We start from the raw sequence: 12,262 nt of genomic DNA, 5'->3' as shown, positions 1-12,262 counted from the left end.
CGGAGCGCATGCTCGACCCATGAGCACGAACATCGAGGTTCCCCGTTCCTCCGGCACCCCCGTCGACGTCGTCGTGGTGGGAGGAGGCGCCGCCGGGCTGAGCACAGCGCTGGTGCTCGCCCGCTCCCGCCGATCCGTCGTGGTGGTCGACGCCGGCGAGCAGCGCAACGCGCCCGCGGACCACATGCACAACTACCTCGGGCGCGAGGGCACGCCGCCGCTCGAGCTCGCGCGGCTCGGTCGCGAGGAGGTCGAGTCGTACGGCGCGACGGTCGTCGCCGGTCGGGTCGTCGACGCGGAGGCGCTGCCCGGCGACGTGCCGAGCTTCGGCCTGACGCTCGACGACGGCAGCCGCTTCCGCGCACGTCGTGTCGTGCTCGCGACCGGCGTGGTCGACGAGCTGCCCGGCGTGCCCGGCCTCGCCGACCGCTGGGGACGCGACGTGCTGCACTGCCCCTACTGCCACGGGTGGGAGGTGCGCGACCAGCGCGTCGGCGTGCTGCTGACGTCGCCGATGGGGCTGCACCAGGCCGGGCTGTTCGGCCAGCTCACCGAAGAGCTCACGGTGCTCGCGCACGACGTCGCGCTGGGGCACGGCGAGCGCGAGCCGCTACGGGCTCGCGGCCAGGCGGTGGTCGAGGGCCGGGTCGAGGAGGTCCTGTCCGCCGACGACCGCCTGGTCGGCGTGCGCCTGGCCGACGGGACCACCGTCGAGCTCGACGCGATCGCCGTGCAGTCGTTCCCCCGCGCCCGGACCGAGGTCGCCGACCTGCTCGGCGTGCCGACCCGGCCGATGGAGATGCACGGCACCACCCTCGCCGTCGGGCTCGTGGCCGACGCGAACGGCGTGACGCCGGTGCCCGGCGTGCTGGCGGTCGGCAACGCGTCAGCGCCCCTGGCCACGGTGGCGGCGGCCGCCGCAGCGGGCGTGCAGGCCGGGGCGTTCCTCAATGCCGGTCTGGTCGAGGAGGACACCCAGGCCGCGGTCGAGCGAGCCCGCGAGGCGATGCGCGAGCCGGAGGCCTGGGAGGAGCGCTACGGCTCCCCGTCGGCCGTCTGGAGCGGCCGGGTCAACCCGCAGGTGCCGGCGAAGGCGGAGGCGCTGGAGCCGGGTCGCGCGATCGACGTCGGCTGCGGCGAGGGCGGCGACGTCATCTGGCTCGCGCAGCACGGCTGGGAGGTCACCGGCATGGACTTCTCGCCCAACGGGCTCGACCGCGCACGACAGCACGCGCACGACGCCGGGGTGGGCGAGCGGACGTCGTTCCGCGTCGGCGACGTCCGCACGTGGGAGCCGGGCGACGAGCGGTGGGACCTCGTCACGGCGCACTACCTCCACCTGCCTCCGGAGCCGATGCTCGACGTCGTGCGCCGGCTCGCGTCGGCCGTGGCACCCGGCGGCACGCTGCTCGTCGTCGGGCACCACCCGGGCGACGTGCCGGCGGGCGTCAGGGCACGCGACGACCTCTTCGAGCCCGAGGCTCTGCTGCCCGCGCTCGACGAGACGTGGGACGCGCGCGCCGAGGTCGTCGAGCGCACCCACACCGGCATGGGCGCCCACGTCGTGCGCGACAGCATCCTCGTCGCCACCCGCCGCTGACCCCTTCCCCCTCCCCGCTGGGTGTGACGTTTGCGGGCGGAAAGCGTGGTTCTCGGCCCGCAAACGTCACACTCAGCGGGGGTGGGTTCAGCGGGGGAGGGGAGAGGAGGGTCAGAGGCGGCGCAGGGCCGTCTCGGCGGCGTTGAAGCCACCCATGCCGTGCACGCCGCCGCCGGGCGGGGTGGCGGCGGAGCAGAGGTAGACGCCCTCGACCCCGAGGGAGTACGGGTCGAGCGTCGGCCGCGGGCGCAGCGGGATCTGGCGCCACGTGTTCGCGCCGGTGCCGATGTCTCCGCCGACGTACTTCGGGTTGTACGCCTCGAGCTGTGCCGTGCTCTTCGAGACCACCTGCACGATCCGGTCCTGGAAGCCGGGCGCGAAGCGCTCGACCTGGCCGATGATCTGCTCGGTCGCGTCGCCGGGCCACGCGTGCGGCACGTGCGCGTAGGCCCAGATCGGGTGCACGTCGCCCTGCGAGCGGCTGGGGTCGGCCACGTACTGCTGGCCCAGCAGCACGAACGGACGCTCGGGCATCGTGCCGCGAGCCGTGCGACCCTCCGCCTCGACCACCTCCGCCGCGTCACCCGCGACGTGCACGGTGCCGGCGCGGCGCACGTCGTCGTTGGTCCAGGGGATGCCGCCCTCCACCGCGAGGTCGATCTTGAACGCCGCCGGACCGTACCGGTACGCGCGGAGCGCCCGCGCGACGATCGACGGCATCGCGTCGCCCACGATGCCGAGGGCGCCACGCGGCGAGGTGTCGAGCATGACGACGTCCGGACGTGCGCCGCTGGCGTCGGTCAGCTGGTCGAGGCTCGTCACCTGCACCCCGGTGCGCACGGTGCCGCCGAGCTCCTCCAGCAGCGACACGAGGGCGTCCGCGATGGCCTGCGACCCGCCCTCGGCGACCGGCCAGCCGTAGCGGTGGCCCGCGGCGGTCAGCATGAGACCGACGGACGCGCTCAGCGGGGTGTCGAGGCGGCCGAACACGTGCGCGGCGACTCCCATGAACAGTGCCCGCGCCGGCTCGTCGTCGAAGCGTCGGGCGAGGAGCGTGGCGGGGAGGGCGGCGTTGAGCCCGAACCGACCGAGCGCCCACGGGTGCGACGGCACGTGGACGACAGGGCGCAGGACGTCGGCGAGCAGGTCGTCGAACCCGTCGCTGAGCGGCTCGAACAGCCGACGCCAGGTGCGCGCGTCGACGCCGAGCGACGCCGCCGTGCGCTCCATGTCGCGGCTGACCACCCCGGCACGCCCGTCGTCGAGCGGGTGGGCGAGGTCGATCTCGGGCCAGAGCCAGCGCAGTCCGTGCCGCTCGAGGTCGAGCGAGCCGAGGAACGGCGAGGCGACGCCCATCGGGTGGAAGGCTGAGCACTCGTCGTGCAGGAGGCCGGGCACCGTCAGCTCCGACGTGCGCGTGCCGCCTCCGACCCGGTCCGACCGCTCCAGCACGGTGACGTCGAGGCCCTCCTGCGCGAGCCGTACCGCCGCCGCCAGACCGTTCGGACCACTGCCCACCACCACTGCCGACGTCATGTCCTCATCCTCGCACCGGCCGGACGATGCAGCGCGTCGCTCAGGCGCCGCCGAGCGCGCGCACCACGGCGCTGGCGGGCGTCTTGCCGAGCCGCTCGGCCATCCAGGTGCTGGTGGCGACGAGCGCGTCGAGGTCGACCCCGTGCCCGATCCCGAGCCCGGTGAGGAACCACACGAGGTCCTCCGTGGCCAGGTTGCCGGTCGCGCTCCTCGCGTAGGGGCAGCCGCCGAGCCCGCCCGCCGAGGCGTCGAACGTCGTGACCCCCGCCTGCAGCCCGGCGTGGACGTTGGCGAGCGCCTGCCCGTAGGTGTCGTGGAAGTGCAGCGCGAGGCGGTCGACGTCGGTGCCCGCCGCCGTGAACGCCTCCACCAGTGCGGTGACGTGGCCCGCGGTGCCGACGCCGATCGTGTCGCCGAGCGACAGCTGGGTCGCGCCGAGCTCGAGCAGCTCGCACCCGACCCGCACCACCGCGTCGGGGTCGACGGGACCCTCCCACGGGTCGCCGAAGCACATCGACACGTAGGCGCGCACGTCGGCGCCGGCGTCGAGGGCGCGACGCACGACGGGCGCGAACATCGTCATCTGGTCGGCGACGGTGCTGTTGAGGTTCCTCGCGGCGAAGGTCTCGGTGGCGCTGGCGAAGACGGCCACGTGGGCGCAGCCGGCCTTGAGCGCACGGTCGAGGCCGCGCTCGTTGGGCACGAGGACGGGGTACGGGAACGTGGGACCCTCGCGCAGCTCCTCGACGAGGTCGGCGGCGTCGGCCAGCTGCGGCACCCACCGCGGGTGCACGAAGCTCGTGGCCTCGACGACGGGCAGCCCCGCGGCGACCAGCCGGCGCACGAACGCGGCCTTCACGTCGAGCGGGACGACCGTCTTCTCGTTCTGCAGCCCGTCGCGGGGTCCGACCTCGTAGATCGTCACCCGGTCGGGAAGGCCCGGTTCGGGCACGACCATGGGGAGTCTCACGCGGACTCCTCGACGTGCACGACCACGTGGCCCATGGCGACCTGGTCGCCGACCGTGGCGCCGACGTGGGTGACCGTGCCGGCGTGGGGGGCCACGAGCGCGAGCTCCATCTTCATCGCCTCGACGGCACCGAGTCGCTGGCCCTCGACCACGACGTCGCCGACCTCGACGTCGAGCGCGACGACCGACCCGGGCATGGGCGCGACGACGGCGGCGTCGCCGGCCGCGGCCGACGAGGTGCGTCGCATGGCGTCGGCCTGCTCGAGGACCCAGGTCTGGCCCTGCCAGGTGGCCCAGACGCGACGTCCGCGCGCGGTGGCGTCGGCGTGCTCGTGCCCGCGGTCCACGGTGACGGCGTGGGTCGTGCCGTCGGGCTCGGCGACGTGCACGACGAGGGGGTTCGGAGGTCCGGCCGAGCGCCAGCCGTCGCCCCGGCCGAACGGTGAGGTGTCCTCGGGCTCGCCGAGCAGCAGCGCGGCCGCACGCAGCGCCTCGGGTGCGACGTCAGGTCGCGCGAGGAGCGGACCCTCGTAGGCGTCGAGCCAGCCCGTGTGCACCTCCCCGGAGCGGAACGGCGCGGAGTCGACGAGCCGACGCACCCACCCGAGGTTGGTGGCGATGCCCTCGACGGCGGACCCGTCGACGACGTCCAGGAGCGTGTCGATCGCCGCGTCGCGGTCGGGGCCGTGGGCCACGAGCTTGGCGAGCATCGGGTCGTACGCCGACGACACGTGCGCCTCCCCCTCGATCGCCGCGTGGACCTCGTGCCCCTGCTGCCCGCCCCACCGCGCGTCGAGCACGTGGCCGGCCTGCGGCAGGAACCCCGTGTAGGGGTCCTCGGCGTACACGCGCACCTCGACGGCGTGGCCGGTGCAGGTGATCTCGTCCTGAGTGAGCGGGAGCGGCCGGCCCGCGGCGACGTCGAGCTGCCACTGCACGAGGTCGAGGCCCGTCACCTGCTCGGTGACCGGGTGCTCCACCTGCAGGCGGGTGTTCATCTCCAGGAAGTACGCCGTCTGGTCGCCCGGGGCACCAGCTACGAGGAACTCGACCGTCCCGGCACCGACGTACCCGACCTCCTCGCAGAGCGCCACCGACGAGCGGTGCAGCAGGTCGCGGAGCGCGGGGTCGAGGTCGGGCGCGGGTGCCTCCTCGACGACCTTCTGGTGGCGGCGCTGGGCGGAGCAGTCGCGCTCGAAGAGGTGCACGACCGTGCCGTGGGTGTCGCCGAAGACCTGCACCTCCACGTGCCGGCCGCCCTCGACGTACGCCTCGACCAGGAGGGTGTCGTCGCCGAACGACGACGCCGCCTCGCGTCGGGCGGTGGCGACCGCGCCGGCGAGGTCCTCGGGGCGACGCACCACGTGCATGCCCTTGCCGCCGCCACCGGCGGCCGCCTTCACGAGCACGGGGTACGCGTCGGGCGGCACGTCGTCGACGTCGTGCCGCGGGGTCACCGGCACGCCGGCACGCTCGGCCACGTCGCGGGCACGGTCCTTGCGGCCCATCAGCTCGATCACCTCGGGCGACGGTCCGACGAACACGAGGCCGGCCTCCTGCACGGCCCGCGCGAAGCCGGCGTTCTCCGACAGGAAGCCGTAGCCGGGATGCACGGCGTCGGCACCCGACGCGACGGCCGCGGCCACGACCTCCGCGACGTCGAGGTAGGAGCCGACGCGCACGGCGTCGTCGGCCTCGGCCACGTGCAAGGAGGCGACGTCGAGGTCGGTGTGGACGGCGACGCTCCGCAGTCCCGCGGCCCGGCAGGCACTCACGACGCGGCGCGCGATCTCGCCGCGGTTGGCGACCAGGACGGTCTCGATCGGGCGTGCGGTGGTCTCGGTCATGGTCGGCTCACATCCGGAAGACGCCGAAGCCGGGCGCACCGGCGTCGGTCTCGGGTCGGTCGGCGAAGGACGGGACGGGCGCGTTCGCGCAGGCCTGCAGGGCGAGGCCGAGCACGCGCCGGGTCTCCCGCGGGTCGATGATGCCGTCGTCCCACAGGCGTGCGGTGGCGTAGTAGGGGTTGCCCTGCTCCTCGTACTGGGCGCGGATGGGTTTCTTGAACGTCTCCTCCTCCTCGGCCGACCACGCCTCGCCGCGCCCCTCGATGCCGTCCCGGCGGACGGTGGCGAGCACGGAGGCGGCCTGCTCGCCGCCCATCACGGAGATGCGCGCGTTCGGCCACGTCCAGAGGAACCGCGGGTCGAAGGCGCGGCCGCACATGCCGTAGTTGCCGGCGCCGAACGAGCCGCCGATCACCACGGTCAGCTTCGGCACGACGCTCGACGCGACCGCGGTGACGAGCTTGGCGCCGTCCTTCGCGATGCCGCCGTTCTCGAACGAACGCCCGACCATGAATCCGGTGATGTTCTGCAGGAAGAGCAGCGGGATGCCCCGCTGGTTGGCCAGCTCGACGAAGTGCGCGCCCTTGAGCGCCGACTCGCTGAACAGGATGCCGTTGTTGGCGACGATCGCGACGGGGTAGCCCTCGACGTGCGCGAACCCGCAGACGAGGGTGTCGCCGTAGAGCGGCTTGAACTCGTGCAGCCGGGAGTCGTCGACGACCCGCCGGATCACCTCGCGCACGTCGTAGGGGGTGCGGCCGTCGACAGGCACGACGTCGAGCAACGTCTCGGGGTCCTCGCGCGGCGGCAGGGCGGGCTGCGGCTCGAGGTGGGTGCGCGCCGGGCCCAGCGTGCCGACGATCGAGCGGACGATGTCGAGCGCGTGCGCGTCGTCGTCGGCGAGGTGGTCGACGACCCCGGAGGTGCGGGCGTGCACGTCGCCACCGCCGAGGTCCTCGGCCGTGACGACCTCGCCGGTGGCGGCCTTCACGAGCGGCGGTCCGCCGAGGAAGATCGTGCCCTGCTCCTTCACGATGACGGTCTCGTCGCTCATCGCCGGCACGTACGCACCGCCGGCCGTGCACGAGCCCATCACCGCCGCGACCTGCGCGATGCCACGCGCCGACAGCTGCGCCTGGTGGAAGAAGATGCGGCCGAAGTGCTCGCGGTCGGGGAACACCTCGTCCTGCATCGGCAGGAACGCACCGCCGGAGTCGACGAGGTACACGCAGGGCAGGCGGTTCTGCAGCGCCACCGTCTGCGCGCGCAGGTGCTTCTTGACCGTGAGCGGGTAGTAGGTGCCGCCCTTCACGGTCGCGTCGTTCGCCACGACCATCACCTCGCGGCCCGCCACCCGGCCGATGCCGGTGACGAGCGACGCGGAGGGGACCTCGCCCCCGTACATGTCGTACGCGGCGAGCGGCGCGATCTCCAGGAACGGGGAGCCGGGGTCGAGCAGGCGGTCCACGCGGTCACGGGGAAGCAGCTTCCCGCGCGAGACGTGCCGCTCGCGCGACGCCTCGCTGCCGCCGCGACGCACCACGGCGAGCCGCTCGTGCAGCTGGTCGACCAGGTCGCGCATCGTCGGGGAGGACGTCATGCGGCGAGGTTAACACCCATTAACCTCGTGCGGTATCGTGCCGCCATGAGCACCCGACGTCGCGAGATCGCCCGCAGCGCCGTGGAGCTCTTCGCCGACCGGGGCTTCCACGGCGTGAGCGTGGGCGACGTCGGCGCCGCGTCGGGCATCTCCGGCCCCGCGATCTACAAGCACTTCCGCGGCAAGGAGGAGGTGCTGGCGCAGGCGCTGGTCGACATCAGCACCGAGCTGCTCGACACCGGGCGCGCCAGGGTCGCGGCGCACGACGACGCGTCGGACCGGCTGGACGCGCTGGTGGACTGGCACATCGACTTCGCCGTCAGCCACCCCGCCTACATCGTCGTGCAGGAGCGGGAGTGGTCGCGGCTCGACGCCGACGCGCGCGCGGAGGTCCGCACCCTGCAGCTGGCGTACGTCGACCTCTGGGTCGACGTCGTCCGCTCGTTGCGCGACGACCTGCAGCGCGCCGAGGCCCGCGCCGTCGTCCAGGCGGTCTTCGGGCTGCTGAACTCCACCCCGCACAGCGCGCGCATCGGCGAGGACGCCCTGCGCACCCTGCTCGCGCGCATGGCCCGCGCCGCCCTCCTCGCCTGAGTCAGCCGGTCACCGCCGGCGCCACCACCGCGGGACGTCGCGCCGACGTCACCGCCACGGCGACCCCCACGAGCATGACCAGCCCCCCGACGGCCTCGACGAGGCTCGGCACCTCGTCGAGCGCGAGCCACGCCGCGAGCATGCCGACGGGCGGCACGAGCAGGATGTACGGCACCACCGACGACGCCGGGTGACGCGCCATGAGCCCGTTGAAGATGGTGTAGCCCACGAGCGACGCCCCGACGACCGTGTAGAGCGTGCTGAGCAGCGCGGTCCAGCCGAACCCGGCAAGGGCGGCCCCGATCGCGGCAGGTCCGTCGACGACGAGCGAGACGGCCAGGCAGGGCAGGGGCACGACCAGCGCCGACCAGACGACGAGCGAGAGCCCCGACTCGACCTTCGCCGCACGGGCCACGACGTTGCCGACCGCCCACGAGAGCGCTGCGCCGACGGTGACGAGCAGCGGCACGATCGACGCGCCGGCACCGAAGCCGACGGCCACGGTCGCGAGACCGGCCGTGCCGACGAGCGCCCCGCCGACCTGGCGACGCGTGGCCCGCTCGCCCAGCGCGAGCGACGCGATGACCATCGTCAGCACGACCTGCGCCTGGAGCACGAGCGACGCCAACCCGGCGGGCATGCCGATCGCGAGCGCCAGGTAGAGCAGCCCGAACTGGCCCAGGCTCATGAAGACGCCGACCGCGACCACCGCCTGCCACGACGCCTTCGGTCGCGGCACCAGCAGGACGAGCGGGAACGCGACGAGCACGAACCGGATCGCGAGGAACAGGAACGGCGGCACGTCGCGCAGACCCAGGTGGATGGCGACGAAGTTGCACCCCCACAGCACGGCCACGAGCACGGCGAGGAGGCTGTCACGACGGGTCACCGGCTCAGTCTCGTCGGACCGACGATGTAGGTCCAGCGATGCTTTCTTCACGATTCGATGTACGTTTCGTGCATGATCGACCTGAGTGCGCTCCGCTCGCTGCTCGCCGTGCACCAGCACGGCAGCGTGGTCGCCGCAGCGCACGCGCTCGGTTACACGCCGTCGGCCGTGTCGCAGCAGGTCAAGCGGCTCGAGCGCCAGCAGGGCCGTCCCTTGCTCGAGCGCGTCGGCCGCGGCGTGGTGCTCACCGACGTCGGCCGCCTCCTCGCCGAGCGCGGTGCGGGGGTGCTCGACGAGCTCGAGACGCTCAGCCACCTGGGGCACGACGTCGACCGTCCCCAGGGCTCCTTCCACGTCGCCACGTTCACCACCGCGCACCGCGGTCTGCTGGCGCCCGCGCTCGCGGCGTTGGAGGCGTCGGCGCCGCAGCTGCGCGTGACGGTGACGGAGGCCGACCCGCGCGACGTCGTGCTGCAGGTGGCCCGCGGTGCCGCCGACGCCGGGATCGTCCACGACTGGGAGAGCGTGCACCTCGACGTCCCGCCCGGCGTCGAGCAGGAGCACCTCCTGCTCGACCGCGCCGACCTCGTCGTCCACCGCGGGCACGCCCTCGCCGACCGCGAGACCGTCACGCCGCGCGACCTCGTCCGGGAGCGCTGGGTGTGCACGCCTGCCGGGACCTTGTGCCACGACTGGCTGCTCGTCATGTTCGCGCGGCACGGCCTGCGACCCGACCTGCGCTTCACCGACAACGAGTACGCGTCGCACGTGGCGCTGGCCGCTGCGGGCGTGGCGGTCGCGCTCGTGCCGCGCCTGGGTCGCGGCCCGCTGCCCGACGACGTGGTGTGCGTGCCGGTCGTCGACCCCGTCCCGGAGCGCCGCGTGGGCCTCGTCTGGCGACGCGCGACCACCGGCAACCCGGCGCGCCGAGCCCTCCGCGACGCCCTCGTCGCAGCCATCTCCTGACCCGCCGGTCCCGACCTCTCGGAAGGTTCTCCACACCCCTTCCTCCCGCTGTCAACCCCATCCACCGACATCGTGAAGAGGTCTGGTCCTCGACCACGGACGTCGAGAGGGTCGAGTCATCGACGATCCAGAGGACCACCCGATGCCTTCCACCTCGCCACGCCGCCGCGTCGTCCTGGGCTTCGTCGCCCAGGCGGTCGCGCTGGCCGTGCTCGCCCTCGTCTTCGTCGCCGGACGCCGCGCGCTCGACGTCGACCCCGTCATGAACTGGAGCCTCTTCGGCCAGCTCGTGCTGTTCACGACCTTCGCGTCCGTCCTCGGAGCGATCTACCGACGCCCCCACCGCGATCACCACGACTGACCACCGGAGGTATCCGTGCGCTACCCCGCCCGCAGCTGGACCACGATCCCCCGCATCCTCGTCCACTGGACGGAGATGACCCTGCTCGCGCTCGCCTACGTGTACGCCCGACACCTCGTGGGCGTCGACCCGACACCGGACTGGGACCGTGCCGGGTCGATCGTGCTCCTGGGCACGCTCGTCCTCTTCCTGGTCTGGAACTTTGGGCGACCGCGTCCCCGATGAACGGGGACGCAGCCGTCCTCAGTGCGAGACGTTCTCCACCGACGGAGCGTGCTTGAGCGTGCGCCACGAGACGAGGGCGGCCAGCAGAGCCACGCCGATCGCCAGACCCGACGTCCGCTGGACGCCGAGGTCGAAGGCGGCACGCGCCGACTCCGCGAGCGCCGCACCCATCTCGTTCGGGTACCGGTCGGCCATCGTCAACGTGCTGCCGAGCGTCTCGAAGGCGTGGTCGCGCTCACCGTGCTGCAGCATGGCCGGCACGGTCAGCTCGGCCCGGTAGGTGGCCGTGAGGATGCTGCCCAGCACCGCCGTGCCGAGCACGGCGCCGATCTCGTAGGCGGTCTCGGAGATCGCCGACGCCGACCCTGCCTTGTGCGGCGGGACGGCCGCGAGCACGAGGTCGTTCGTCAGGGTCTCTGCCAGTCCGATGCCCACGCCCATCACCGCGAAGGCGACGAGGACGCTCACGACCGTCGGGTGCCCCGTGAACGCCGCCACGGCGTAGCCGAGCGACGACGCGACGAAGCTCAGGCTCACGAGCACGCGCACCGGGAAGCGGCGCACCAGCCGCACCGCGACGAAGCCGCACGCCATCGTGACGAGCAGACCGGGCAGCAGCACCATCGCCGACATCATCGGCGACAGCCCCAGCACCAGCTGCAGCAGCTGGGCTGCGAAGAACAGGAAGCCGGTGAGGCCCATGAGGCTCAGCAGGTTCGCGGCGAGCGCCCCACTGAAGACCGGGTTCCGGAACAGCGTGAGGTCGAGCATCGGCGACACGCTGCGCCGTTGACGACGCACGAACAGCACACCGGCGGCCACACCGAGCCCGAACGATGCGAGCGTCACGTCGTCGAGGCCGGCCTTCGCGAGGTGCTTGATGCCGTAGACCACCGGCAGCATCGCGACCACGGCGAGCAGGATCGACGTCGGGTCGAGCGGGCCCGGGTTCGGGTCCTTCGACTCCGGCACGAGCCACAGCGCCAGCGGCACCAGCAGCACGATCAGCGGCACGTTGATGAGGAAGACCGAGCCCCACCAGAAGTGCTCGAGCAGGTAGCCGCCGAGCACCGGCCCGAGGGCCGCGCCGCCGGAGAACATGGCCGCCCACGCGGCGATGGCGAGCCGGCGGTCGTGGGCGTGGTGGAAGACGTTGCGCAGCAGCGAGAGCGTCGACGGCATGAGCGTGGCGCCGAAGAAGCCGAGCAGTGCACGAGCCGTGAGCAGCATCTCGGCGCTGCTCGCGTAGGCGGCGACCAGGGAGGCCGCGCCGAAGCCGATCGAGCCGATCACCAGCAGCCGGCGCCGACCGACGCGGTCGCCGATGCTGCCCATCGCGATGAGCAGACCCGCGAGCATGAGGGCGTAGACGTCGACGATCCACAGCAGCTGGGAGCCGGTCGGGCGCAGCTCGGTGCTGATCGACGGCAGCGCGAAGCTCAGCACGGTGTTGTCGACCGAGACGAGCAGCACGGGGATCATCAGGACGGCGAGGGCGCACCACTCGCGCAGGCCCGCGCGCACGGGGGGCACCTCGGGCAGTGCCGATGCGTGGGGGCTCGACGGACGAGCGTCGTCGAAGCGGGGGTCGATGGTGGTCATGGCGGGGCCTCCTCTCGGCGGACGTGGAACGGTCCGGGCAGCGCCCGGACCACGACCTACACTATACCGTCC

11 protein-coding genes are annotated in these 12,262 nt (G+C 73.2%); 5 read left to right on the top strand and 6 right to left on the bottom strand.

Translation table 11 applies throughout. The annotated features are described in order from the left end of the window. Nucleotides 1-19: 19 nt before the first annotated feature. Nucleotides 20-1,600, top strand: a complete 1,581-nt coding sequence (locus A6Q81_RS00965; protein ID WP_286689213.1) for a bifunctional NAD(P)/FAD-dependent oxidoreductase/class I SAM-dependent methyltransferase — start codon at nucleotides 20-22, stop codon at nucleotides 1,598-1,600. Nucleotides 1,601-1,711: 111 nt separating this feature from the next. Here A6Q81_RS00965 and A6Q81_RS00960 read toward each other — a convergent pair whose 3' ends face one another. The 4 genes from A6Q81_RS00960 to A6Q81_RS00945 are packed head-to-tail and all read right to left on the bottom strand — an operon-like array spanning nucleotide 1,712 to nucleotide 7,553. Then, nucleotides 1,712-3,136, bottom strand: a complete 1,425-nt coding sequence (locus A6Q81_RS00960) for a phytoene desaturase family protein (RefSeq protein WP_286689212.1) — start codon at nucleotides 3,134-3,136, stop codon at nucleotides 1,712-1,714. Between the two features lie 40 nt (nucleotides 3,137-3,176). Then, nucleotides 3,177-4,106 carry a hydroxymethylglutaryl-CoA lyase gene (locus tag A6Q81_RS00955; protein WP_286689211.1) on the bottom strand — a complete coding sequence of 310 codons (930 nt, stop codon included), beginning with the start codon at nucleotides 4,104-4,106 and terminating at the stop codon, nucleotides 3,177-3,179. After that, the gene (locus tag A6Q81_RS00950; protein WP_286689210.1) at nucleotides 4,103-5,953 is read right to left on the bottom strand and encodes an acetyl/propionyl/methylcrotonyl-CoA carboxylase subunit alpha; all 1,851 of its coding nucleotides are present in this window, start codon (nucleotides 5,951-5,953) and stop codon (nucleotides 4,103-4,105) included. The genes A6Q81_RS00955 and A6Q81_RS00950 overlap by 4 nt, the downstream gene beginning before the upstream one ends. Nucleotides 5,954-5,960: 7 nt before the next feature. Next, nucleotides 5,961-7,553 (bottom strand): carboxyl transferase domain-containing protein, encoded by a 1,593-nt coding sequence (locus A6Q81_RS00945; RefSeq protein WP_286689209.1) that lies wholly within the window; start codon nucleotides 7,551-7,553, stop codon nucleotides 5,961-5,963. 45 nt (nucleotides 7,554-7,598) lie between these two features. Between A6Q81_RS00945 and A6Q81_RS00940 the strand changes: the two genes are divergently transcribed. Next, the gene (locus A6Q81_RS00940) at nucleotides 7,599-8,147 is read left to right on the top strand and encodes a TetR/AcrR family transcriptional regulator (RefSeq protein WP_067860808.1); all 549 of its coding nucleotides are present in this window, start codon (nucleotides 7,599-7,601) and stop codon (nucleotides 8,145-8,147) included. A 1-nt stretch (nucleotide 8,148) separates the two neighbouring features. Here the strand turns inward: A6Q81_RS00940 and A6Q81_RS00935 are convergent, their stop codons facing one another. After that, nucleotides 8,149-9,036 carry an EamA family transporter gene (locus A6Q81_RS00935; RefSeq protein ID WP_286689208.1) on the bottom strand — a complete coding sequence of 296 codons (888 nt, stop codon included), beginning with the start codon at nucleotides 9,034-9,036 and terminating at the stop codon, nucleotides 8,149-8,151. A gap of 72 nt (nucleotides 9,037-9,108) precedes the next feature. Between A6Q81_RS00935 and A6Q81_RS00930 the strand changes: the two genes are divergently transcribed. From A6Q81_RS00930 to A6Q81_RS00920, 3 genes are all read left to right on the top strand, one after another. Further along, entirely contained in the window at nucleotides 9,109-10,002 is an 894-nt protein-coding gene (locus A6Q81_RS00930; protein ID WP_067860812.1) for a LysR family transcriptional regulator, read from the top strand. A 142-nt stretch (nucleotides 10,003-10,144) separates the two neighbouring features. Beyond that, nucleotides 10,145-10,363, top strand: a complete 219-nt coding sequence (locus tag A6Q81_RS00925; RefSeq protein ID WP_286689207.1) for a hypothetical protein — start codon at nucleotides 10,145-10,147, stop codon at nucleotides 10,361-10,363. A gap of 15 nt (nucleotides 10,364-10,378) precedes the next feature. Next, complete coding sequence (locus A6Q81_RS00920) at nucleotides 10,379-10,588, top strand: hypothetical protein (protein ID WP_286689206.1); 210 nt, start codon at nucleotides 10,379-10,381, stop codon at nucleotides 10,586-10,588. 18 nt (nucleotides 10,589-10,606) lie between these two features. Here A6Q81_RS00920 and A6Q81_RS00915 read toward each other — a convergent pair whose 3' ends face one another. Further along, nucleotides 10,607-12,190: an MFS transporter gene (locus A6Q81_RS00915; RefSeq protein WP_286689205.1), complete on the bottom strand. Its 1,584-nt coding sequence runs from the start codon at nucleotides 12,188-12,190 to the stop codon at nucleotides 10,607-10,609. Nucleotides 12,191-12,262 lie beyond the last annotated feature (72 nt).

This window comes from Aeromicrobium sp. REDSEA-S38_B2, from assembly GCF_001628525.1.
GTDB classification, from domain to species: domain Bacteria; phylum Actinomycetota; class Actinomycetes; order Propionibacteriales; family Nocardioidaceae; genus Aeromicrobium; species Aeromicrobium erythreum.
Note: the sequence above shows the minus strand (reverse complement) of the source record. Positions and strands in the feature narration are given on the sequence as shown.

Bases quoted from the DNA above. Each gene is read 5' to 3' on its own strand.
- A6Q81_RS00940 (WP_067860808.1), top strand. From the start codon at position 7,599: ATGAGCACCCGACGTCGCGAGATCGCCCGCAGCGCCGTGGAGCTCTTC.
- A6Q81_RS00960 (WP_286689212.1), bottom strand. From the start codon at position 3,136: ATGACGTCGGCAGTGGTGGTGGGCAGTGGTCCGAACGGTCTGGCGGCG.
- A6Q81_RS00965 (WP_286689213.1), top strand. From the start codon at position 20: ATGAGCACGAACATCGAGGTTCCCCGTTCCTCCGGCACCCCCGTCGAC.
- A6Q81_RS00925 (WP_286689207.1), top strand. From the start codon at position 10,145: ATGCCTTCCACCTCGCCACGCCGCCGCGTCGTCCTGGGCTTCGTCGCC.
- A6Q81_RS00930 (WP_067860812.1), top strand. From the start codon at position 9,109: ATGATCGACCTGAGTGCGCTCCGCTCGCTGCTCGCCGTGCACCAGCAC.
- A6Q81_RS00950 (WP_286689210.1), bottom strand. From the start codon at position 5,953: ATGACCGAGACCACCGCACGCCCGATCGAGACCGTCCTGGTCGCCAAC.
- A6Q81_RS00915 (WP_286689205.1), bottom strand. From the start codon at position 12,190: ATGACCACCATCGACCCCCGCTTCGACGACGCTCGTCCGTCGAGCCCC.
- A6Q81_RS00945 (WP_286689209.1), bottom strand. From the start codon at position 7,553: ATGACGTCCTCCCCGACGATGCGCGACCTGGTCGACCAGCTGCACGAG.